Annotated in this window: 19 protein-coding genes and 2 tRNA genes; 3 read left to right on the top strand and 18 right to left on the bottom strand. The window is 58.6% G+C overall.

The genetic code is table 11. The annotated features are described in order from the left end of the window. Positions 1–56: 56 nt before the first annotated feature. From clpX to ACUXHH_RS03795, 8 genes are all read right to left on the bottom strand, one after another. Positions 57–1,424 carry an ATP-dependent Clp protease ATP-binding subunit ClpX gene (gene clpX, locus ACUXHH_RS03830; protein ID WP_458390853.1) on the bottom strand — a complete coding sequence of 456 codons (1,368 nt, stop codon included), beginning with the start codon at positions 1,422–1,424 and terminating at the stop codon, positions 57–59. Positions 1,425–1,923: 499 nt separating this feature from the next. Beyond that, positions 1,924–2,613 (bottom strand): ATP-dependent Clp protease proteolytic subunit, encoded by a 690-nt coding sequence (locus tag ACUXHH_RS03825; RefSeq protein WP_458390852.1) that lies wholly within the window; start codon positions 2,611–2,613, stop codon positions 1,924–1,926. Positions 2,614–2,618: 5 nt separating this feature from the next. Continuing rightward, complete coding sequence (locus ACUXHH_RS03820; protein WP_458390851.1) at positions 2,619–3,272, bottom strand: ATP-dependent Clp protease proteolytic subunit; 654 nt, start codon at positions 3,270–3,272, stop codon at positions 2,619–2,621. A gap of 303 nt (positions 3,273–3,575) precedes the next feature. Then, positions 3,576–4,877, bottom strand: a complete 1,302-nt coding sequence (tig, locus tag ACUXHH_RS03815) for a trigger factor (protein ID WP_279740149.1) — start codon at positions 4,875–4,877, stop codon at positions 3,576–3,578. 109 nt (positions 4,878–4,986) lie between these two features. Continuing rightward, positions 4,987–5,061: transfer RNA gene (locus ACUXHH_RS03810), tRNA-Pro, on the bottom strand. Positions 5,062–5,352: 291 nt separating this feature from the next. After that, a tRNA-Gly gene (locus ACUXHH_RS03805) sits at positions 5,353–5,426 on the bottom strand. 73 nt (positions 5,427–5,499) lie between these two features. Continuing rightward, on the bottom strand, positions 5,500–6,384 hold the full coding sequence (locus ACUXHH_RS03800) for an Fpg/Nei family DNA glycosylase (RefSeq protein WP_371568337.1): 885 nt from the start codon (positions 6,382–6,384) through the stop codon (positions 5,500–5,502). A gap of 103 nt (positions 6,385–6,487) precedes the next feature. Further along, entirely contained in the window at positions 6,488–6,979 is a 492-nt protein-coding gene (locus ACUXHH_RS03795) for a ribose-5-phosphate isomerase (protein ID WP_314079192.1), read from the bottom strand. A 376-nt stretch (positions 6,980–7,355) separates the two neighbouring features. Here ACUXHH_RS03795 and pepN point away from each other — a divergent pair, with 376 nt between their 5' ends. Both pepN and ACUXHH_RS03785 read left to right on the top strand, forming a co-directional pair. Beyond that, a complete protein-coding gene (gene pepN, locus ACUXHH_RS03790; protein WP_279740155.1) occupies positions 7,356–9,905 on the top strand; it encodes an aminopeptidase N in 2,550 nt (849 codons plus the stop codon). Positions 9,906–10,108: 203 nt separating this feature from the next. Next, positions 10,109–11,269 carry a GDSL-type esterase/lipase family protein gene (locus tag ACUXHH_RS03785; RefSeq protein ID WP_458390850.1) on the top strand — a complete coding sequence of 387 codons (1,161 nt, stop codon included), beginning with the start codon at positions 10,109–10,111 and terminating at the stop codon, positions 11,267–11,269. Between the two features lie 547 nt (positions 11,270–11,816). On the opposite strand, the gene ACUXHH_RS03780 is transcribed toward ACUXHH_RS03785, so the two are convergent. Further along, complete coding sequence (locus ACUXHH_RS03780) at positions 11,817–12,680, bottom strand: transcriptional regulator (RefSeq protein ID WP_458390849.1); 864 nt, start codon at positions 12,678–12,680, stop codon at positions 11,817–11,819. Positions 12,681–12,898: 218 nt separating this feature from the next. On the opposite strand from ACUXHH_RS03780, the gene ACUXHH_RS03775 reads away from it, so the two are divergent. Continuing rightward, positions 12,899–13,807: an acyl-CoA thioesterase gene (locus tag ACUXHH_RS03775; protein WP_279740160.1), complete on the top strand. Its 909-nt coding sequence runs from the start codon at positions 12,899–12,901 to the stop codon at positions 13,805–13,807. Positions 13,808–13,941: 134 nt separating this feature from the next. Here the strand turns inward: ACUXHH_RS03775 and ACUXHH_RS03770 are convergent, their stop codons facing one another. The 9 genes from ACUXHH_RS03770 to ACUXHH_RS03730 form a co-directional block, all read right to left on the bottom strand. Continuing rightward, positions 13,942–14,517 carry an HdeD family acid-resistance protein gene (locus ACUXHH_RS03770; RefSeq protein WP_135007788.1) on the bottom strand — a complete coding sequence of 192 codons (576 nt, stop codon included), beginning with the start codon at positions 14,515–14,517 and terminating at the stop codon, positions 13,942–13,944. A 290-nt stretch (positions 14,518–14,807) separates the two neighbouring features. Next, the gene (ettA, locus tag ACUXHH_RS03765; protein ID WP_070831151.1) at positions 14,808–16,487 is read right to left on the bottom strand and encodes an energy-dependent translational throttle protein EttA; all 1,680 of its coding nucleotides are present in this window, start codon (positions 16,485–16,487) and stop codon (positions 14,808–14,810) included. 810 nt (positions 16,488–17,297) lie between these two features. Continuing rightward, positions 17,298–17,585: an antibiotic biosynthesis monooxygenase family protein gene (locus tag ACUXHH_RS03760; RefSeq protein WP_279740163.1), complete on the bottom strand. Its 288-nt coding sequence runs from the start codon at positions 17,583–17,585 to the stop codon at positions 17,298–17,300. 207 nt (positions 17,586–17,792) lie between these two features. Continuing rightward, on the bottom strand, positions 17,793–18,737 hold the full coding sequence (gene trmD, locus ACUXHH_RS03755) for a tRNA (guanosine(37)-N1)-methyltransferase TrmD (RefSeq protein WP_279740164.1): 945 nt from the start codon (positions 18,735–18,737) through the stop codon (positions 17,793–17,795). 3 nt (positions 18,738–18,740) lie between these two features. Then, on the bottom strand, positions 18,741–19,403 hold the full coding sequence (gene rimM, locus ACUXHH_RS03750; RefSeq protein WP_279740166.1) for a ribosome maturation factor RimM: 663 nt from the start codon (positions 19,401–19,403) through the stop codon (positions 18,741–18,743). A gap of 236 nt (positions 19,404–19,639) precedes the next feature. Continuing rightward, a complete protein-coding gene (locus ACUXHH_RS03745) occupies positions 19,640–19,885 on the bottom strand; it encodes an RNA-binding protein (RefSeq protein ID WP_254755723.1) in 246 nt (81 codons plus the stop codon). Positions 19,886–19,887: 2 nt separating this feature from the next. Beyond that, positions 19,888–20,310, bottom strand: a complete 423-nt coding sequence (rpsP, locus tag ACUXHH_RS03740) for a 30S ribosomal protein S16 (RefSeq protein ID WP_005505689.1) — start codon at positions 20,308–20,310, stop codon at positions 19,888–19,890. A 311-nt stretch (positions 20,311–20,621) separates the two neighbouring features. Beyond that, on the bottom strand, positions 20,622–21,107 hold the full coding sequence (locus ACUXHH_RS03735; protein WP_279740169.1) for an NUDIX hydrolase: 486 nt from the start codon (positions 21,105–21,107) through the stop codon (positions 20,622–20,624). A 12-nt stretch (positions 21,108–21,119) separates the two neighbouring features. Further along, positions 21,120–23,792: a hypothetical protein gene (locus ACUXHH_RS03730; RefSeq protein ID WP_458390848.1), complete on the bottom strand. Its 2,673-nt coding sequence runs from the start codon at positions 23,790–23,792 to the stop codon at positions 21,120–21,122. Positions 23,793–23,818 lie beyond the last annotated feature (26 nt).

Here is a 23,818-nt window from a genome sequence, read left to right as displayed (position 1 = left end):
TACAACCAGGGCGACGGCTTCTTTATTCCCTAGCCTTATCGGCTGGAAGTATTCGGTTATGCTGCCTGACGGTCCGCATCTTTCAGGGAGGCGGTCTTCGCTCCCCCCTTCACGGTGCGGGTGGCCTCGGCTTCAGGGTCGGGCGCCTGTAGCACGTAGTGGGGTTCCGTGCCATTGAGCACGGTGTCCTCACCAATGACGATAGATACCACATCGGTACGGTCCGGGATGTCAAACATAATCGGTTGCAGAATCTGCTCCATCATGGAGCGCAGGCCGCGGGCACCAGTACCGCGCTCGGCAGCGAGGCGCGCAATAGCCTCGACTGCTGCGTCATCAATAATGAGTTCTACTCCGTCCAGGGCGAAGAGGTGACGGTACTGCTTGAGCAGTGCGTTCTTCGGTTCGGTCAGCACGCGAGCCAGCTCTTCTTCATTGAGCTCGCTCAGGGTCGAGATAACCGGCAGACGGCCAATCAGCTCGGGGATGATGCCGTAGTGCGCCAGGTCCTCGGGCATGATCTGGTCCAGCGGGTTCTTCACGGAACCGCCCAGTTCAGCACCGAAACCGATACCGCCGGCACCCACGCGGGCTGCGATGCGGTCGTCAATATTGTCGAAGGCACCAGCCACGATGAAGAGAATGTTTGAGGTATCAATCTCAATGTTTGCGTGCGCGGGGTGCTTGCGTCCGCCCTCCGGCGGTACGGTCGCCACGGTGCCCTCAATAATCTTCAGCAGCGCCTGCTGCACGCCTTCACCGGACACGTCACGGGTGATGGAGAGGTTCTCGCCACCCTTGCGGGCAATCTTGTCTATCTCGTCAATATAAATAATGCCGCGCTGAGCCTTGGCAATATCACCGTCAGCAGCGTTAATAAGGCGCAGCAGAATGTTCTCCACGTCGTCACCCACGTAGCCCGCCTCGGTGAGAGTGGTTGCGTCGACCAGGGCGAAGGGCACATCCAGCTTCTTCGCCAGGGTTGCCGCCAGGTAGGTTTTACCGCAACCGGTCGGGCCGAGCATCAGAATATTCGACTTGCCCAGCTCCACCTGCTCCCCCGCGGTCGCCGAAAGAATGCGGGAAGTCAGTACTGGGTTATCAATATCGTGGATGCGCTTGTAGTGGTTGTACACCGCCACCGCCAGGGTGCGTTTCGCCGCGTCCTGACCGATGACGTAGTCGTTGAGGTAGCTGTAAATTTCGCGCGGAGTAGCCAGCTGAGCCGCGGGGGCAGCTGCGGGGGCTTTGACTTTCAGACGCTCTTCAGCGAGAATCTCTTCGCACAGCTCCACGCATTCGTCGCAGATGGAAACGTTCGGGCCGAGCACAATCTTGAAAACCTGCGCGCGAGTCTTCTTGCAGAATGAGCATCGCATGCTGGCGTTGGGCTGTTCGGGAGGCACAATGATGTCTGTGGCCACGAAAATTCCCTTTCAATCGGCGTGGTGAAATCGGTACAGAAGGGTCGGTGACCTGATATCTGCGGTGATTTCTCAGGAGGTGCACCGGCGGGTAGTGGGTGCCTTAGTTTGAGTGAGAAAACGATATGAAATACTCGAATTTTCTCCTTCTCTAAGGCTACCGGAGTTCACCCCGGAACCAAGAATTACGCACCGCAAATGCACGGACTTACCGGGCATATGACAAAGCGCGTCTTTTATGACGGCGGCGGGGGCTGATACTCCGGCATGTGACGCGACAACCCGGCAGAGGCTAAAGCCTGGCAGATCGCAAAACCTTACAAGAAAGCGCAGGCCAACGCCACCTGTCAGCTGGTCTCGCCGCACCCCACCCGGCGGGCACAAATCAGCGGACACAAAAAGGGCGGCACCACACCGCGCACCAGCCCGAAGGCTCGCACACGGCACGATGCCGCCCCTCCCCTAAAAAATGCTCGGGGATATTCCTCAAAACTAAAGTTTAGGTGTGGGAAATAGCAGTGTTGGTCGCAGGCTTACGTAGCTTACGAGACTCCAGCACCTTATCGACCAGGCCGTACTCCAGGGCAGCAGCCGCAGTCAGAATGTTGTCACGCTCAATGGATCGGTCAACTTCCTCGTAGGTCTTGCCCGAGTGCAGTGCCAGGGTCTGTGCAGTCCACTCACGCATACGCATAACCTCGTTTGCGTGAATCTCAATGTCAGATGCCTGACCGCCCTGCTGGCCGCTCAGCGCGGGCTGGTGAATCAGCACGCGAGCGTTCGGCAGTGCCAGACGCTTGCCGGGGGTACCGGCAGCCAGCAGAACCGCCGCAGCGGATGCCGCCTGGCCCAGGCATACGGTCTGGATTTCGGGGCGGATGAACTGCATGGTGTCGTAGATGGCGGTCATTGCGGTGAAGGAGCCGCCGGGCGAGTTGATGTACAGGGTGATGTCACGCTCGGGGTCCTGTGCCTCCAGCACCAGCAGCTGAGCCATGATGTCGTCAGCGGATGCGTCATCCACCTGGGTGCCCAGGAAAATGATGCGGTCCTCGAACAGCTTTGCGTACGGGTCCTGACGCTTGTAACCGTAGGGGGTGCGCTCCTCGAAGCTGGGGAGCACATAGCGGTTGCTCGGCATAGCCGGCGCCGAGGTGGTGATATCGTTCGGCAGGTATTTCATGTGCATCTCCCTTATGCGTTCTTCGATTCGGGCAGCTTACCGGCGGTGGTGGCAATGTGGTCGAAGAAGCCGTATTCCAGGCCTTCTTCGGCGTTAAACCAGTTGTCGCGGTCGTTATCCTTCAGGATGGTTTCCAGGCTCTTGCCGGTGCGCCCAGCGGTGATCTCTGCCAGGCGCTTCTTCATGTCCAGAATCAGCTCAGCCTGGGTGCGGATATCCGATGCGGTACCGCCAATGCCACCGAGGGGCTGGTGCATGAGGATGCGGGCGTTCGGGGTTGCGTAGCGCTTACCGATGGTGCCTGCAGTGAGCAGGAACTGACCCATGGATGCTGCCATACCGGTCACCACGGTCACCACGTCGTTCGGGATGAGCTGCATGGTGTCGTAGATAGCCATGCCGGCGGTTACAGAACCGCCGGGAGAGTTGATGTACAGGTAGATGTCTGCCTCGGGGTCTTCAGCCGAGAGCAGCAGCATCTGGGAGCAGATGAGGTTAGCGTTGGAGTCGCGCACCTCGGAGCCGAGCCAGATAATACGCTCCTTCAGGAGGCTGTTGTAGACGTAATCTTCCTGGGCACCAACGATGGGGGTTGCCATAGACGGCGCGGGCGCCACGCCGGCTGCCTGGGAGGCGCCGATGGGCAGAGGCATGTAGCTGGGCATTCTTCCTCTTCTTCTCTAATGGGTCTTCGCTGCGTCTTTGCGCGATTTACGCGCCGGAGCGCACGCGAAAAGTTTCGTTGCTACTACCTTACCGATAGTTGCTCTCCCCCGCTTCTCTGCACGTTGTTCGTTCGCCAGGGGGTGAAGCATAGGCAAAAACTTGGGGTGGAATAGATTGGGGAGTGAAAAGAGCCTCAGCGGGCACCCAACCGGTAACTCGGTGGATGCCCGCTGAGGCTACACGTTTCAACCAATCAGCTCACGCCCTCTAGCGGGGTGGCTTCTTGCAGACCATGGCGGGATTTAGGCAGCTGCCTCTTCGCCCTCACCCAGGTACTTGGACAGGTCAACAACGTTGCCCTTGGTGTCCTTGACCACTGCGGTCTTCAGCACAGTTGCCAGAGCCTTGGAGCGGCGAACCTCGCCGACCAGTGCGCCAGCCTGGCCGGAGCCATCCAGCATCTGTGCGAACTGGTTGGGGTCCATGCCGTACTGGGAGCTCATGGTGATGATGTAGTTGATCATCTCAGCCTGGTCAACGGTCACTTCTTCCTTGTCCGCAACAGCGTCGAGAACCATCTCGTTCTTGAATGCGGTCTCGGTGTTCTCGCGAACCTCGGCGCGGTGCTCCTCGGTATCGTGAGCTGCTTCAGCGTTGGGGCTGTTGAAGTGCTGCTCGAGCTGGTCTTCGATAACCTTCTCGGGGACGGGGATCTCAACGAGCTCAACGAGCTTTGCGAGGACCTTGTCGCGTGCCTGGGTGCCCTGCTCGGCAACCTTAGCTTCTGCAACCTGCTTTTTGATGTCTTCCTTCAGCTCGTCGATGGTGTCGAACTCGGAAGCCAGCTGTGCGAACTCGTCGTCAGCTGCGGGCAGCTCGCGCTCCTTAACTGCCGAGAGCTTGACCTTAATGACTGCCTGCTCGCCTGCGTGCTCGCCACCGGAGAGCTTGGTCTCGAAGGTTGCGTCCTCGCCAGCAGACAGGCCGGTCAGAGCCTCGTCGATGCCGTCAAGCATGGTACCGGAACCGATCTGGTAGGACAGGTCGTTTGCTGCGTCTACCTGCTCGCCGTCGATTTCTGCGGTGATGTCGATGGTCACGAAATCCTTGTCAGCTGCGGGGCGCTCAACGGTCTTCAGCGTGCCGAAGCGCTCACGCAGAGCGTCCAGTGCCTGAACCTCGTCCTCAGCGGTGACCTCTACCTCGTCAACCTCAATCTCGAGGCCCTCGTAGTTGGGCAGCTCGATTTCGGGGCGGACGGTGACGGTAATGGTCAGCTTGACGTCTGCCTCACGGTTCTCGGTGGAGGGCTGGGACTGAACGTCCAGCTCGGGCTGTGCCAGGGGGGAGAGTTCGTTCTCGCCCAGTGCCTGTGCGTAGTAGTCGTTCAGAGCGTCGTTCAGGGATGCCTCGACGATGTAGTCGAAGCCCGCACGCTGCTCGATGAGCTGCTTGGGCAGCTTACCCTTGCGGAAGCCGGGAACGCTGATCTGGCCTGCGAGGTTCTTGTAGGTGCGGTCCAGGTAGGGCTTGAATTCTGCGAAGGGAACCTCGACCTCAATCTTTGCGAGGGTCGGGTTGAGCTTCTCGACGGCGGTCTTCACGTCCGTGATCTCCTCATATCGTTTCGGTGCGGCACGAATCGTGTGTGCCGCGGTTGCTTACTGGAAAGAGCGCCGCGACACGATACGATGTCGCGGCGCTCGTTTCACGTCGGGGCGACAGGATTCGAACCTGCGATCTCCTGCTCCCAAAGCAGGCGCGTTAGCCAAGCTACGCCACGCCCCGTGAAACTGACCATGCTAAACATATACATGCATAACACAATCAGTGCTCTAGTTTACCTGTTTTCCTGCTAAATGCCCAACACAGCGGCTCGTGCGCAAATTATTTCCACTCAGCGCGTACTCTTCTGTCTTCCTTGGTTTTGTAGGGTGTTTTGTGTGGATGCGCGGTGAGGGGATGACGAGCTGGAGCATGCGGATTCCGAGCGCGCGAGGAAACAAATCCGCATGCGGAAGGGATTCCCGTCATCCCGCAACGAAAAAGGCCCCGGCGCTTACGCCGGAGCCTTTGAAGTGGAGGGGATGACGGGAATCGAACCCGCGTAATCAGTTTGGAAGACTGAGGCTTTACCATTAAGCTACATCCCCGGAATGGAACTTGACTATAGTAGCGAGGTTCCATCTGGGCTGTCAAATATATGAGCAAATGTATGAGTAGTTTTTAGACCTGGCAGCCGGGGCACCAGTAGAGTTTGCGGCCGGCGATTTCTTCCATACGGATGGTGGTTCCGCAGCGACGGCAAGGTTCGCCGTGGTGCATGTACACGTAGTTGGCGTGCTCGGGCCAGGCTTCGGTTTCGGGTATGCCGGGGCGGTCTTTTGGTTCGGTGGTGATGATGCGGCCCACGCGCACGCCGATGACCAGCAGATGCTTATTGTCTTCCCAGAGTCGCTTCAGCTCCTCGTCGCTAAGGCTCTTGCCGGGGCGTAGCGGGTCAATTTCCTGGCGGTAGAGCGATTCGGCGCGGAAGATATTGCCCACGCCGGAGATTGCTGCCTGATCCATCAGAATCACACCGATCGGGCGGGAGCTCTTACGTGCGGCGCGGTAGAAATGTTCGGGATCGGCATCCGGGTTGAGCGGGTCGGGGCCAAGCTTAGAGCGGACGGTGCGCACCTCATCCGGCGTAAGGGTGCGGCAGATAGTCGGGCCCACCAGATCCGCCCAGCCGTGTTCGGAAACAATACGGCAACGCACCGTACTCTTCGGCTCGGGAGGACCGGCGTAGGGCTCTCCCTCCCCCGCGGCGTATTCTTTTTCGCCAATCTTGCGGGGCGCACCGATGCTCGAAGCACCCGTGAACGTTTCGTCTCCGCCGAAGCTCCAGTTACCGTAAATGCCCAGGTGCACATTCAGGGTCAGGTCATTGTCGAAAGTCACGAACAGGTGCTTACCGTGCGCGTATGCACCGGTGATGGTGTGCCCGTCCAGCAGGGCAGCACCCTCAGCGTAGCGGCCCTGCGGGGAGGAAACCTGCACGTGCTCGCCGGTGAAGACGTCGCTAATCTGGCGGGCGATACGGTGGATGGAGTGGCCTTCGGGCACGGGTTCTCCTCGAAAACTTGCTGGTTAGAAATAGTGTGGATTATATGGGGTGCAGAAATAACTGAGGCGTATAGCCTGCACTATACGCCTCAGATTTTAGAGCTTAGGCAGCGTCAATCTGCTTGCCGGCAATGTCGCCGGTCTGCTCGTACTCAGCCAGCTGACCGATACGGCGTGCGTGACGCTCTTCGTTGGTCCAGGGGGTAGCCAGGAAGACCTTGATGATTTCCAGTGCTTCTTCCTTGGTGTGCTGGCGGCCGCCCACAGCAACGACCTGTGCGTTGTTGTGCTCGCGAGCCAGTGCCGCGGTGTCATGGTTCCATGCCAGAGCCGCACGGATACCCTCAACCTTGTTCGCAGCCATCTGTTCGCCGTTGCCGCTACCGCCGAGCACGATACCCAGGGAGTCCAGGCCGCTCTCGCGGTCGCGCTTCACGCCAAGGGCTGCGTTAATACAGAACGAGGGGTAGTCATCCAGCGGGTCGTAGTCGGCGGGGCCATGATCAATCATTTCGTAGCCCGCAGCGGTGAGGGACTCGATCAGATAGTGGCTCAGTTCGAGGCCAGCGTGGTCGGTTGCGATGTGTACGCGCATGGGTACTCTCCTGGTGATTTTATCTTGGTGTGACGTGCGAATGTGTGTTCGTGGGAGACGCCGGTTCTCAGTTCTGAGCACCGTTGCTAGAGTGCGCCGCGCATCCATCAGGTGGGATGCGCTTCCCCGTTTAGGTTTTTCTGTCTTAACTGTATCGAATTCGCGTTGGTTCGGGTAATGGGATGCCTTCTAGACCCCCGCCTATGCGGTAGACTGTGGGATATGGCACTTTGAGTGTCCCGATTCGCCGCGCCTGAGCTTCAAAACCTCCAGCACTACGTATGCAGCGTCGCAGGAGCCGCACCTCGGGGACCAGGACACCATGACAGAGCGTGCCAGCACGGCACGCTATTCACATCTAAGGAGAGGGAGCTGTATGCCCGGCCTGAACCTAACCCGCAATGAGGCAATCGAACGCGCATCCATTATTAAGCGTGTGCACTCGTACCGTATTGAACTCGACCTGCCGAAGGACAAAGACGTCTTCTCCTCGAAGGTTGAAATCCGTTTCGATGCTCAGGAAGGTACCTCCACCTTCATTGACGCGATTACCTCCTCAGTTAAGTCCATTAACCTCAACGGTGAAGAGCTGAGCACCGAGCTGGCTGACGGCGAGCGCATCCAGCTGCCGAACCTGGCTGCTGAGAACACCCTGGTCATTGATGCAGAGATGTTCTACACCAACACCGGTGAGGGCCTGCACCGTTTCGTGGATCCCGCCGACGGCGAAGTGTACCTGTACTCCCAGTTTGAGGTGCCGGATTCCCGCCGAGTGTTCCCGGTCTTCGAGCAGCCCGATCTGAAGGCTGAGTTCGAGTTTATTGTGCGTGTTCCTTCGCACTGGGTGGTTGTGTCGAACCAGCCCGAGGTGAAGGTTGAGGATAAGGAATGCGGTTGCGGCCGTGCGAAGACCTGGTTCTTCAAGCCAACCCCGCGCATGTCTTCGTACATTACCGCGATTGTGGCTGGCCCCTACGAGAAGGTCACCAGCGAACTGACTAACTCTGAGGGTCGCGTGATTCCGCTGGGCGTGTACGCTCGTAAGTCTCTCATGCCTTTCGTGGATGCTGAGGACATGTTTGAGCTGACCCGTCAGGGCTTCGAGTTCTACGAGGAGCAGTTCAAGACCCCGTACCCGTTCGAGAAGTATGATCAGCTGTTCGTGCCCGAGTTCAACGCAGGTGCAATGGAGAACGCTGGCTGCGTGACCTACCTGGAGACTTACGTCTTCCGCTCCAAGGTTGCGGAGGCTCTGCGTGAGCGCCGCGCTATCACCGTTCTGCACGAGCTGGCTCACATGTGGTTCGGCGACCTGGTCACCATGAAGTGGTGGAACGACCTGTGGCTGAACGAGTCTTTCGCTGAGTTCATGTCGACTCTGGCTGCTGCGGAGAACACTCGCTACGCCAAGGAGGCGTGGGCTACCTTCGCTGCTTCGGAGAAGACCTGGGCTTACCGTCAGGATCAGCTGTCTTCGACTCACCCGATTGTGGCTGAGATTCGTGACCTTGCCGATGTCCAGGTGAATTTCGACGGTATTACGTACGCGAAGGGCGCTTCGGTGCTGCGTCAGATGGTGGCGTGGGTCGGCCAGGAGAACTTCATGGCTGCGCTGAAGGTGTACTTCGATAAGCACAGCTGGGGTAACACCGTTCTGGATGACCTGCTGGTTGAGCTGGAGCGCACCTCCGGCCGTGACGTACGCGCGTGGAGCGCTAAGTGGCTTGAGACTGCTGGAGTAAACACTCTGGCTGTTGAGGTTGAGAACGACGAGGCAGGTAACATCTCGTCTCTGGGTATTCGCCAGTCCTACGCTGAGGGCTTCGAGACTCTGCGCCCGCACCGTGCCGTCATTGGTTTCTACAACCTGGTAGACGGCAAGCTGACCCGTACCGACCGCATTGAGCTGGACATTGACGGCGAGCTGACCGTGGTTGAGGAGGCTCTCGGCAAGAAGCGTCCTGACCTGCTACTGCTCAACGATGAGGACCTGGCATACGCAAAGATTCGCCTGGATGAGCGTTCCATCGAGACCGCGATCAAGCACCTAGGTGACATTGATTCTTCCGTGGCTCGCGGCGTAGTCTGGGGTTCGCTCTGGGATACCGTGCGTGACGCTCAGATGCCAGCACGCAAGTACGTTGACTTGGTGCTGAACAACATCGGTCAGGAGACCAACTCCACCGCTCTACGCACCCAGATTAACAACCTGTCTGCTACCCTGCACTCCTTCGTGGCTCCCGAGGCTCGTGAGGAGACTCGCCGCCGTGCTGCTGACCGTCTGTGGGAGCTGGCTAACGCCGCAGAGCCCGATTCGGATGCTCAGTTGCAGCTGGTGCAGGCGTTTATCAACCAGACCCGCACCGAGGTGCAGTACGACAACGTGCAGCGCCTCTTCGAGGGCGAGCTGGCCCTTGAGGGCCTGGACATTGATGCTGACCTGCGTTGGAACCTGGTGTGCCGTCTGGCAACCGGTGGCCGCTTCACCGCGGAGCAGGTCGCTGAAGAGCTGGAGAACGACAACACCGCTAACGGCCAGCAGTATGCTGCTCAGGCGTACGCTTCCATGCCCTCTGCTGAGGCAAAGGCAGAGTACTGGAATAAGATTATGGTTACCGGCGAGCTGTCGAACATGATTCAGCGTTACGCTATTTCTGGTTTCCAGTCCGGCAAGCCCGAGCTGATCAAGCAGTACCACGAGCCGTATTTCGAGCAGATTGAGGGTATCTGGCGTTCGCGTTCGCATGAGATTTCCATGCAGATTATTAGCGGCATGTACCCGAGCGAGCCGACTGCTGAGCTGTTGGAGCGCACTGAGTCGTACTTGGCTTCTTTACCTGATGATGCTGCGGCTCTGTACCGTCAGATTGCGGAGGCACGCGATGGCGTGGCTCGTGCCCTGAAGGTTCAGGCTGCTGACATCTAACAATTCTTGTGAGCGGAGGTGGGTTGACCGTCTGCTCTCATAGGTTTTGTTCGTCCCCTTCTGCCCCGTTCTGGGGTGGGAGGGGACGTTTTGCATCAAGGGTTTAAAATCTTGTCACTGCGGTGCATATTTTTTGTTATTTTCATTTGATTATCCTTCAAAGGCTCTCTACTTGGGGTTGCGGCTATCGTATACTGTTGTGCATGCCTTCTATCCAGTCTCCTATCGCGAAAGTTTCTCTGACCGGCGCAATCCTTGCTGTGATTGCCACCGGTTCTGTTGGCGTGTACTACTCCGTAGGAGGCTTCAACTCACCTGGTAGCACCACCGCAACCGCTGCGGCGAGTGCTGAGCCTACTCAGTCAGCGCAGGAAAGCCCGAGTGAGTCCCCCTCCCCCGAGCCGACTCCGGAACCGACCACCCCAGCGCAGAAGATGGAACGCACCGCACAGAACGCCTTCGGCAAGGAGGGGGCGCAGGCAACCAGCGAGGCTCAGGTGCCGTTCTCTACCTCCGCTGATACCGCCGACATGCAGGTTCAGCAGTTCAAGGGTGGCGTGGTCATGTACACCCCCAAGTACGGTCCGGTTGCGGTGGAATCCGGTGTCTACGAGCATTGGTGGAAGCAGCGCGGGTACAGCGACTTTGCCTCTTGGGAGGGTCTGCCGGTGAGCTGGCGATCCGAGAACGGCGTTCTGTACACTAAGTTTGAGAAGGCTGAACTCTACTGGGATAAGGGGAATGGTCTGCCGCGTAACGCGAACATCCTGGGCGCTCAGGATGCCCTGGTGATTGGTGACTCGCAGGTGACCTCAACCTCATGGGTTGGTTTGGGTCTGAAGCAGGCAGGTTTCATTCCTTATCTGTTCCGTTGCGGCGGCGTGGGTTTTGTGACCGCCCGCGACGGTGCATGCCCCTCCTACTATCAGGGTGTGATGGGTGGCCGTTGGGCTCTACCGAGCGGTAACCCCGGCGTGATTTATCTGGATGCCTCCGGTAACGACATTTATATTCACGAGGATGAGACGAAGGCTCGTGAGCACGTGAACGCGCACCAGACTCAGGTCATTGAGCAGTTGCGACGCATGTACCCGTCTTCGAAGATTGTGCTCGGTGGCGTGGTGTCTATGGATGAGGCGTCTGCACCGGATAAGCAGCTGGCCCATAAGCGTCACGTGGCGAACGAGGTCGCACAGCAGGGTGCCCGCGAGACTGGTGTACTATTCATGGACACCGCGGGCTGGCAGACCATTTATCTGGCTGAGGGTGACATGGCTGATAGCGTGCACCTGAAGGATGAGGCACAGTACAAGCTGGCGGCACCCTTTGCAACTCGCCTGCGTGAATTGCTCGGCACCGCCTAATCAGCTGCGTACATCAGCTTCAATCAACGCATATAGCATCAAAAATGAGGCGCCGGAAGGATTCAAGCCTTCCGGCGCCTCATTTGTTTGACCTGTTCCCGTTTATACCGCCATGGCGCGAATACGGTCAGCAACTTCAACGTTAACAGTTGTGTGGCGAATCGCCTTGAAGAATCGGCAGTAGCTGGCGAAGAAACCGGTCAGGTATTTGTCCATCTAATCTCGGTTACTGGCAAGAGTACCGTCGATGTTGACTGCCATCAGATCCATAAAGGTCTCACGTTCGATCTGTACTGGAAGGATACGCCTGGTTAGGGTGCTGCGGAAGAGTTCCCGTGCGGTGTAGCTGGTAATCGGCGTGTCAAAGATGCCCCGGTGAAAGGGCGTGTTTTTTCTAGAAAACCCTATTTTTGTAAAGTAATGCCTCATCGAGCATCATATTAAGCTCGTCATCTTTATTTCAATGCGTCTAGAAAAACCGCTGGTGGCACAGGCGAAAAGCCCACGCCACCAGCGTAAAAAGTCAACAAGTGTCTCAAGGAGCGGTTTAGAGCAGCGAACCGGAACCGCGGCGCACCAGCACCATACCGGCGGGCGCCACAATGCGTAGCCACTCTTCCGAACCTACATGCGCCGCGAACAGCGGCAGATCACCCGTGAAGCCTTCCGGGATGAAACCGAACACGCGCAGGGCAAATGCTGCACCGGTCGGTACAAGCACGATATCAAATTCTGGTAGGTACTCCAGCACCATATCGGAGGACCAAATACGAGAGCGCACCGTGGAAAGCACCGCGGCGCCGGGGTTCTCGGGCAGGGCGCGTTCTACCGCCTCCAGGCCTTCTGCGGTGGCCCGGTGGAACTCTTCAACCGGGACGGTGCCGACCTCGTACCAGCCGCTGAGCGGGGCTGACTTACCTGCCCAGCTAGCGTTGACGGTCACCGGCGGCATGAACAGCACCAGCTGCGGGTTCTCTTCGTTGCGCTGTTCTTCTGCCTGCTTCTGCAGATGCGCCAGACGGTCCAGCAGCGCCTGCGCCTGAACAGTCATGTCCAGGGTGGAGTCAGCCAGCAGATGCAGGGCACGCAGACCCATGATGACCGGGGTATCCGAGGATGCGTCCTCCGGCTCCAGGGAGCAGGCGAATACCGCCACCACGCGGCCGCGCGCGGTCAGTCGGATAACGGCGTCCGGGTTCACCGCCAGGGCGCGAGAAATGTAGGTGGCAAGGTCCTTAACCACTGCGGCCCCCTGGGCTCCGCCGGGCAGAATCAGGTAGGGTTCCTCCACGCCTTCGTGGGGGTTGTACTTGAGCTCAATAGGTGCTGCCGCGTTCGGTGCGCTGTTCTGTTCGGGAGCGTTCTCCTGCACGGGGGTATTGTCAGGGGTGGTTTCAGACGGCGTAGTCATTTCTGCTCCTTTTCGGCGTTGGCCTGCTCGGTGGCAAGTTGGTGGGTGATATATGCGATGGTGTGTTAGGGGAACGTTCCGGATTGTTCATCCAGATCGATAATCCGGGCCGTTGTTCCTAGTCAATGTTCCGAATCAACCTGTCGTGGTTGTCTCAGAGTATGCTCTCCCACTCTACGCCAGAAACCGGCTCATTGAAAACGTGCGAGAATAAAACCATGACCAAGCCCACTGTGACCCAAAACCTCATGCGGATGCTGGACCTCTCCCCCGTGGAGGCGGCGCCCGCCTCCTTCGGTAGTGATGAAGTGTCTACCGGCGTGACACTCACCCGCGAGCAGCCGCGTACTTTCGGTGGTCAGGTTCTTGCCCAGTCGATTATTGCCGCCGACCGCACGGTGGAGGGCAAGGACATCCACTCGATTCACGCCTATTTTCTGCGTCCCGGCGATATTGAGCGTGAACTGTTCTTCGCCACTCAGCGCCTGAACGATAGCCGTTCCTTCTCGACCCGCCGCGTGCAGGTGTTCCAGGATGAGGCGCCCATGTTCTCTGCAATTATGTCTTTCCAGGCGGATAGCCGCGGCCCGGAGCACACCGCGGTCACCATGCCGGAGGTTCCGGACCCCGAGTCCCTTCCGAAGGTCAGCGATTATCTGGGCCAGCTCCCCCACCCCATTGCACAGGCGGTAGCGTGGGAACGTCCGATTGATATGCGCCACGTGGATGCGCCCCTGTACACTCAGCCGGATGCCTCCTCGACACAGCCGCGTGCCTGCGTGTGGTTCAAGACCTTTGACCGCCTGGTGCATGCTGATGGTTCTGAGGCGTCGGAGGCGGAGCACCGCGCCGCTATCGCCTACGCTTCGGATTACCTGCCGCTGGAGCCGGCTCTGCGCCGTCACGGCAAGTTCTGGCTGGAGCCGGGCCTCAAGAGCGCCTCGCTAGATCACGCAATGTGGTTCCACCGTTCGGCACGTGCCGATAAGTGGCTACTGTACGTGCTGGATTCCCCGAGCGCGCAGGGCGGCAGGATGCTCGCGCAGGGTTCGATTTTCAATCGTTCCGGTGAGCTGGTGGCGACCGTGGCGCAGGAAATGATGTTCCGCCTGCCGGAATATCGATAAAGCAGAGCACCGCTAGGACTACCGGAAGGCGTCAGGCGAACCTGGCAGAGCATACAGAAAGACCGTGTGAGGTGGTTGTCTCACACGGTCTTTCTTATGTTCTAGTGTACGGTCTAGAAGCCGTTTGGAAGCTCTTATTTAGCTTCGCCGTCAATCACACCGTCCGGGGAAATGTGCACGGTGCTCTTGGTGCGGCGGGAAACAAAGAAGTCACCCACGAATACCAGACCGGTCACCAGAAGACCCAGTGCTGCCATCCATACTGCCGCCACGCCGTAGATTATCGGGAACAGCACCACGAGCAAGCCCAGAATAAGGGTACCAATAGCAGAGAGCTGCAGGTGGCGTCCGGCGGCGTAGCTCAGGTATTTCACGCCCTGGGCAGTCATCAGACGAATCAGCGCCCACATAATCATCCACGTACCCACAATGGTCGGGATGAAGGTTGCCTGTGCACCCACCGAGGCAGTCAGCAGAATCAGGCCAGCCACCACGGTCAAGATGCCGTCAACCAGGTCCCAGCCGGTACGTGCCTGCTTTGGCGTGCCGAAGTAACGTACCAGTTCAAACACGCCACCAAGCCACACCGAAATGGAGAACACATAACCCAGAACTACCAGCGGAATAGCGGGATTGGCGAACATGTAGATTGCCGCTGCAATCAGCAACAGACCGGTAACCAAGGACATCCAGTTATATTTTGAAAGCATAATGCTCTTCTCTTCGTAATCACATGTGTCAGTTGTACTTACGCACATACCCATTATAAACCGTAAATACGAAGTCCGCCACGATATATCGGTCGCCACTGAGCGAACTATTTCTACCGGCGAACACGCGACCCTCCCCTCGCCAGCACATACAGCAGCCAACGCGCGCAGCATCCAGTACACACAGCGCGTACGGCATCCAGCGCATATGGCATCTAGCGGGCACAGCAAAGCCCCGCCTCCCCACGCTTCAACAGCGCAGGAGGCGGGGCTCGCTACCGAACTAAACCCTATCGGGTCAGCTTGCGGTGCACCACGCGGTGCGGCTTGGCGGCCTCGGGGCCGAGGCGCTCAATCTTGTTCTTCTCGTAGGACTCGAAGTTACCCTCGAACCAGTACCACTGATCCGGGTTCTCGTCGGTGCCCTCCCACGCCAGGATGTGGGTTGCCACGCGGTCCAGGAACCAACGGTCGTGAGAGACGACCACGGCGCAGCCGGGGAATTCCAGCAGCGCATTTTCCAGGGATGCGAGGGTCTCAACGTCCAGGTCGTTAGTGGGCTCATCGAGCAGCAGCAGGTTACCACCCTGCTTGAGGGTCAGCGCCAGGTTCAGGCGGTTGCGCTCACCACCGGAGAGCACACCCGCCTTCTTCTGCTGGTCCGGGCCCTTGAAGCCGAACGCGGAAACGTACGCACGCGAAGGCATTTCAACGTTGCCGACCTGGATGTAGTCCAGACCGTCAGAGACGACCTCCCAGAGGCTCTTCTCCGGGTCGATGTTCGCGCGGTTCTGGTCAACGTACGAGATCTTCACGGTCTCGCCGACCTTCAGCTCGCCGCCGTCGAGGGGCTCCAGGCCAACGATGGTCTTGAACAGGGTGGACTTACCCACACCGTTCGGACCAATCACACCCACAATGCCGTTACGGGGCAGGGAGAAGGACAGACCGTTAATCAGGGAACGGCCGTCGAAGCCCTTCTGCAGGTTCTCAGCCTCAATAACGACGTTACCCAGGCGGGGTCCCGGAGGAATCTGAATCTCTTCGAAGTCAAGCTTGCGGGTCTTCTCAGCCTCCGCAGCCATCTCCTCGTAGCGTGCCAGACGAGCCTTTGACTTAGCCTGGCGGCCCTTAGCGTTGGAACGGACCCAGTCCAGTTCCTCGCTCAGGCGCTTAGCGAGCTTAGCGTCCTTCTTGCCTTGAACTTCGAGGCGGGAGCGCTTCTTCTCCAGGTAGGTGGAGTAGTTACCCTCGTAGGGGTACAGGTTACCGCGGTCAACCTCAGCAATCCACTCGGCCACGTGGTCGAGGAAGTAACGGTCGTGGGTAATCGCGATGACCGCACCCTCGTAGGACTGCAGGTGCTGCTCCAGCCAGAGCACGGACTCTGCGTCCAGGTGGTTGGTGGGCTCGTCGAGCAGCAGCAGGTCAGGCTTCTGCAGTAGCAGCTTGCACAGCGCCACGCGGCGGCGCTCACCACCGGAGAGGTGGGTGACGGGCATGTCAGCGGGCGGGCAGCGCAGCGCTTCCATTGCCTGCTCCAGCTGGGAGTCGAGGTCCCAAGCGTTAGCAGCGTCGATAGCTTCCTGCAGCTGACCCATTTCTTCCATGAGGGCGTCGAAGTCAGCGTCGGGCTCAGCCATGAGGGCGGAGATTTCGTTGAAGCGGTCCAGCTTGGACTTGATTTCGCCCACGCCTTCTTCAACGTTGCCCAGAACGGTCTTCTCTTCGTTCAGCGGCGGCTCCTGCATGAGGATGCCCACGCTGTAGCCTGCGGTCAGGCGCGCCTCACCGTTGGAGGGCTGGTCGAGGCCAGCCATGATTTTCAGGATGGTCGACTTACCCGCGCCGTTCGGACCAACCATACCGATCTTGGCGCCGGGGAAGAACGACATCGTCACGTCGTTAAGGATGACCTTGTCACCCACAGTCTTGCGGGCCTTGATCATCTGATAAATAAATTCAGCCATAGTTACCTATTTTAGCGTGAATTCGATTGAGGGTACGAGAGTTTTGGATTACATGCTATGCGGAGTACCACGCAGGCACTATACTCGAAGCTATCACAAGAAGACTTAAAGCAGGAAGCACTGAGCCTAGTGTGTGAAAAGCGGTCCTTAACGGCGGAGCGGGTGAGCACCGGTCCGGACCACCGGCTTACTCACCCGCTTTGCAAAGCACATTCCTATCCACGGTTAGGAGGGTCATCAACCACAATGAACGCTCGAACCACCAAGCTCCCATCCCATATATTGCGGGGTTTTGTACCATGCACCACTTGTGTGAATACGTGATAGTTGAGTTGGCTCCCTTGCCAGAGCTTCCTATGGAGAGGAAGCGCTCACATGGGTGCGCTGAATATTTCCCTTGAGTGACTCAACCACATCATACGACATAGCTGAGAGGGGATCGCTGTCTTCGCCCGAACTACCGGCACGGACGAATGTGTGCTCTCGGGAACCATAATAACCTTTTTGCATCAAGGTGTCACTTTCAGGTTGAGGTATTCCACCGGTTCCCGTTGAGCACATTTCAGGTGCTTTATAGTGCCGACCCCATATATCCAGCCAGGACAAAACACCCGCGGACTATAACCCCTGAAAAATCAAGGAGGGGCCACCCTAAACCTTCCCTATATCACTCCATCTGGGCTAATACCCACCTAAAGCAATATGCAGAAAAGTTAGTGCAGCCCCTCACTGTTTGAGATAAAAATGAGATAGAACCCTACTCAGGGCGATAACCGGTGGAGTTTATCCGTAGTTCTCCCGAGTAACCGGTTACTCGCCGAACTCCACCTTCTCGAAGCTCATGGTGCCATCAGCGTGAGAGACAACAGTATTGGGGTCACGCTCACGACGAGCCGCCGCGTACGCATCATGGCTTGCCTCATCAACCCAGCGGGTCACCACAAAGTAGTCGCCACCCTCATCCAGGGGGCGCCAGAGCTCAAACCCCTCAAAGCCGGGGAAAGAGTCAGCAATGTGGCGGGCAGCAGCAAAGCGCTTCTCCAGCTCAGCGCGGTTGTCGCCAACGACAGTCAAACGGTGAACCTTAACAACGGACATATGTCCTCCTTCTGTTGAGTACGTACTTTCAACAATGAAAGCGGGTTACAACCTCGCGCCAGCTATAGGTAGACTATGCTCTTAGCGAGGTTAACCTCAGCATAACGGTTCATGGACACAAAAAATAGGGGTTAGCACCAACTAACAGTTATATGACGCTAACCCCCGTTCAGAGAATCACAAGGCACTCACGAGCACCCGTTCAGCTTAGGATTCCGGCTGAGTCTGCACGGTATCAGTCTGTGCTGTCTGAGCCACGATATCAGTCTGAGCCACACCATCAGCCTGAGGTGCGGGGTTCTTCTTCGCCTTCTTCTGAGCAGCCTTCGCCTGGTTCGCAAAATGCACCCCACGCTCAGCCAAGAAGCGGCGGTCCTTCTTATCCCACTGCTCCACCGGGTACGCCTCCAACAGGTCGGGGCGGCGCTCCAGGGTGCGCTCAATCTGACGGTCACGACGCCAACGCGCAATCGCACCGTGATTACCCGATAGCAGCACCTCCGGCACCTCACGGTTACGCCACACGGCGGGCTTCGTGTACACCGGATACTCCAGCAGACCACCCGTATGCGACTCCTCCTCCAGGGAGGCGGGGTTACCCATCGCACCCGGAATCAGGCGGGTGATAGCCTCAATCATTGCCATGACTGCAACCTCACCACCGTAGAGCACGTAGTCGCCCAGGGAAACGGGCATCACGCGGAAGCTCTCCTGCGCCCAGTCCAGCACGCGCTCGTCAATGCCCTCGTAGCGCGCCGGGGCGAAGACGATATGCTTCTCCTCCGCCAGCTTGTACGCCATTGCCTGATCAAAAACGGCACCCGCCGGGGACGGGACAATCAGTAGCGGGCGGGTATCAGCCTCGGGCCCAGCACCCTCAGACTTAGCACCCTCAGGAGCATCTTCGGTAACGTTCAGCGGGGAGGCGGCAAGCACCTCATCCAGCGCCAAGCCCCACGGCTCCGCCTTCATCACCATGCCCGCACCACCGCCATACGGGGTGTCATCCACCGTGCGGTGACGGTCAAAGGTGTGCTCACGCAAATCGTGCAGGTGCAGGTCCACCAGGCCCTTCTCGCGCGCCTTACCCAGCAGGGACAGCTTCAGCGGCTCCAGGTACTCGGGGAAAATCGTGACCACATCGTAGCGCACGGACTACTCCCCCGCCTGCTCGGTCGAATGCTCAGTCACCTGGGCAGAATCCTCAACCAGGTCAATCAAACCCGCCGGAGGAGTCAGCAGTACAAAGCCGGGCTCATTCTCGGTCGAGGGAACCACCTCGGGCACAATCTCCTCAACAAAAGGAATCATGATCTCTTCACCCGCACCGGATGCAAGACGCGGCGAACGAGCCAGCTTAATCAGCAGCAAATCCTGAACCGGCATGGTCTGCAGACCGGTCACCTTACCCAGCGGCTTGCCCACAGCCGGGTTATCCACGGGGCTCTCACCCTCGGGAACGTCCGCCAGCAGGTACACGGGCAGGTTCACCAGCTCCTGCTCGTAGAAGCCCTCTTCATCGCCCTCATCCTCGGGAACCTCGTAGACCAGGCGGCTACCGCGCAGCTCCTCAGCCTGGTTGCGGGTAGTCACCTCATCAAAACGGACCACCAGAATCTTCTTGTTCCAGCGGGCACCGGCAACCGTCAGCTCACCGGTAGGCGCCACCGAAGCGGCAGCAGAGCCGGGCTTGAAATTCTCGATACCGAGCACCTCACCGCGGGCAAAACGCTCCTGCGGGGCATCAGTAAAGAGCTGAACCGTCACCTCACCACGAATACCGTGAGGCTTACCGATACGAGCCACCACAACCTGCATAATTTTCCTCCGCTGGATACAAGTTAAAACCTACGCCGTGCGCGTACACGGCTCCCACTATTCTACCGGGCACTTAGGACGGGCGCATTCTGCCGCCTCTCCCTCGCCTCCACGGTGACCGGGGCGAGCGCTCGTACAGATAACTCACAGCAATAACTCGCGCAGAGAAAACGGGTACGCAAAAGCCCCCGCCTTCCGGAATAATTCCGGGAGCGGGGGCTTCAAGCGTTTACGAGCTAGCGTCGCTTTTTGTCGGTGTCGATAATGTCGATACGCGTCGGCTCGCCATCAGAAATAGCGTCCATCACCAGACGGATGCTCTTGGCGGTACGACCAGACCTGCCGATAACTCGGCCCAGGTCATCCGGATGCACGCGAACCTCAAGCGTTTCACGGTGACGCTGAGTGCGCAGGCGCACCTTCACATCCTCCGGACGATCGACAATCCCTCGAACCAGGTGTTCGAGTGCGTCAGCCAACATAATTACTCAGCTGCTTCCTCAGCCTCAGCTTCGGGTGCTGCTTCCTCAGCAGCCTCTTCAGCCTTCTCAGCCTTGGGGGTGATAGCCTCGGGCAGGATCACGGAACCCTTTTCGGGAACAACGAACTCAGCCTTAGCTTCAACGGGCAGAACCTTGGACTCTGCCTTCTCGCCCTTGAATGCGGCCCAGTCGCCCGAGAGCTTCAGCAGAGCCAGAACCTGCTCGGTCGGCTGTGCGCCGACGGAGAGCCAGTACTGAGCACGCTCAGAGTTGATCTCGATACGCGAGGGGTGCTCGGTCGGGTGGTAAATACCGATCTCTTCGATGGTCTTACCATCGCGCTTGACGCGCGAATCAGCGATCACGACGCGGTAACGAGGATCGCGGATCTTACCCATACGCTTGAGACGAATCTTAACAGCCACTTTAGTGGTTACTCCTGTTTCATAATATTGGTGCGAGGCACACGGTTCAGCACCCGTGGGGCGGGCCGTTCACGGCACCTCTATGGACACAACAGCGCGCGAAGAGAGGGGTCGCGCGTCGCCGGGTACTCAGCTAGGGTATCAGAGCCCAAGATTTTAAGCTAGCGCCATGGAAAAATAATTGCTCAAGGCACCGAACATCACTTTTAAACAGCGTTCTGTAACAGTGTTCTGCGCCCGTGATGCGCCCGGTCATTAGGCTGTTACTCGGCTCAGATAGCTATGCCCGGCGAGCCGCAGCATAGCCGCCACTAGTCAAGGTTGCTCATCTCCAGGGTCTCCCCCGTCTCTAGAGCGCGGTAGCACTCACGCAGACGCTCCACCATCGACGGACGCACGTAGCCATCTAGGTTCTCCGGAGCAACCCACTCGTAGGTCACCAGCTCAGCATCCTGCAGGGTAATCTTCGTATCCGCTGCTATCACGCCGCCGTCATACATGTAGTAGGTCGAATCGCCCCACACGCCCAACGCCAGGCCGTGGAAAATCAGCAACACACGACCCAGCTTCACACCCAGGCCCAGCTCCTCCGTAATCTCACGCTCACAACCGGGCTTGGGCGCCTCGCCTGCCTCCACGGTACCGCCGGGAAGAATCCAGCCGTCCTTATAGTTCGGCTTCACCAGCAGCATCTCGCCACGCTCATTACGAATCAGCGCGCCCGCCGCCAAACGGCGCGTGGGCAAGGTGGCGATAAAAGCCTTCAGCTCTTCATTGCTCAGATAGGAATCCTTCATGGCTTCTTTCCTTTAGCGTTCGGTTTTCTTCGCAGTACGCTGCCTGATGCTACGCACTATACCCAGGGCACGCTCGCGCAGTCCAGAGGGTGCCTGCTCCGTGGACGGGGTAGCATCCTCCACCGTGCGGTAGTGCCCCTCACGCAAATCATCAATCAGAGTGCGCTTCTTGGTCGAGCGCTCACCGCTCCCGCTAACACCCGGATGCACCAGCTCAGCGTCCGCCACCGTGTGGGCATGCTTCTTCGTCTGAGTACGTTCAAAAGAACGCAGCACAGTGGGAATCAGCGCAGATTCCACGGTGGCATTCAGAGCAAAGAGCGCTGCGGCCACCGAGCACTTACGGCTCGCCTTACCCTGAGCGCGACGGCGGCGTGCCACATTCGCCAGGATCAAGGCGATAGCGCTCTGAGCCGTCACATCAATACTGAGGGCAATGCCCACGCGGCGGGTCTTGGCACGAATCTGCTCCGGAGTCAGACGCTTGCAGCGCGAACGTGGTACAAGGCTCTGCACGAAGGAACCCTGCGGTGCGGAGCTCTGAGATGCACTCATCTGCGGGGCATTCGGCTCATTTCTTTCACTCACCACAGCGTTCTTCTGAGGCACGAGCCCAGCAGAACCCTCGAAATCCTGCTGACTCACCATCACCTCCTGCGATACGATGCCATACCCCTCATCCACCGCGGAGTCAGCCTCATGCAGGGCGCTGTCAAGAGTCAGGTAGCCTTCTTCAGTCTCCACAAAAGAGTCCGACTCAGAACCTTCCGGGGAACCCAGGTGGGTGTACTCGTAAGGAATATGAGCGTTATTGATAGCGTCCGTCCACTCGGCAAGAGTCACGCGGCGGCCAGTCGCCACGAGGCGGTAGCTACGATCCAGCGGCGAGGTGTAGCCGCCCGGGTAAGGTGCGACCTCCTCATCCTCCTCAGAGAACGTACCTTTAGACACATCGGCAGTTTCAGCCGCATCTGCAGGCTGCGTGAAGCCCTCATCCTCATTGCCGAAGACGCGCGCCGTACTAATCGACGCCACATCAAAACCGGTGGTCGGCACCAGCGCCAGCTCCGTGGGAACACCCAGCAGCTGCAGCACCGACTCCAACGCTAAGGTATTGCTCGTATCGCGCAGGTACGCATTCAGGCGGCGACTGGTAATGGAGTCAACCTCCACACCAAACATCGCCATGACATTAGCGATACCCTGCTCGATTTCCTCCTCCTCGGAACCGAAAATCTTCGAACCCGACAGCTCCGGGGCGCTACCGGGAAGCTCCGAAAGCAGGTCCTCCAACACACCGCCAAAACGTGCGATTTCCTCACGACTGAGAGCACGGTTCAGGCGCTTAGGGACACGCTGCCAGGTGAACTCCTCCACGATATTCTCGTAGGGTTCGCCGAACGCCTCCAGGTACCACTCCTCATCCGAGTAGGGTTCACGGGCAGGCTCCTCATAGACCACCAGGTGCTGCTGGTTCGCGTTGCCCTCAGCAATCAGGGCGTTACAGTTCAGCAGGCCCAGCAGGCCCATCAGATCCACCGGATCGGCAGAAATGAGGGTCCACTCCCCCGCCGGCGCGGCAACAACCTGCCGGGTACCAGCAGGAAGGTACGCCAAAAGAAGCCCCGTAATCATGTCAATGGGCAGGTCAATGAGCATGGCGGCGTCGCCGTCCACCAGGAACTCCAACTCACCCTGTCCATTGGGCAGTTCCTCCCACACGGTCGCCTCACCCTCAAGGGCGGCACCGGTAACCGGCAGCTGATCCACCAGCTGCGCCACGTAATCCTCAACCGGAGTACCCACGTGCAGGTGGCCGTCAGCGACCTCCAGCACATTCATGTAACCTTCATCATCCACGGCGCACAGCACGTAGAGCTGTACCTGATGCTCGCCCACCTCGTAGGCAATCAGTTCCGGGGAGGCGGCGGTCGCTTCAATGAGGGCGACAATCAGCTCCTCATCGGTGGTGGAGCGAGCCATGATGCGGCGGCGCTGAATGTTCTCCTCCAGCTCCATGGTCTGCTCGATGCGCTCATTGCGCTGCTTCTTAGCGGTTCGCTCCTCATTCTGGGCGCGCAGGTACTCTGGGTTATCCGATTCGCCGGTTCCGGCGGGTGCGGGGGCGTCGTCCCACATGCCGGTGAGCTTATCGACGGTCCACTCTTCGCTCTCCAGGGCGGCGGCTAGGCGGTCAACCTTCGTGCGGTCGTTCCAGGTGCGCTGCTTATCGTGGTCTTCCGCCTTCACCTCATCGTGTATGCTGCGGGCTTCACGAATGAGGTTCATGATGGTTGCGGCAACGTCGTCAACGGCGGGGTCTTCGCTCTCGCTGGAGTAGATGAGGTCGCCCGTCAGTTCGGCGGAGTGCTCCCCGTACTCGAGGGCGATACGCGCCCAGACGGGGGTGTACCCGGGAAGGATGTTCGAACCATCGTCGAAGCCATCCGCAAAGTCCTTTGAAAAGTCACCTGAAAGGTCGTCTTCACTGCCCTCTGCGGGAGCATCGGAGAAGCCCAGCGAGCCCTCCTCAGCTACAGGCTCAGCTGCAGACTCAACTGCAGATTCGCCGGCGGGGTCCTCTACAGCGTCATCAGCGAAGGCGCGCTGAGACCACGGCATGACCTGCTCATCCAGCTGATCATCCGCGTTCTCTCGATTCCAATTCTGCTCGTTCTGAGCCATTGATACCTTCCCTTCACACACCCGTT

The organism is Rothia sp. 110740021-2 (genome assembly GCF_054263775.1).
This window is presented reverse-complemented; position numbering and strand designations above follow the sequence as displayed.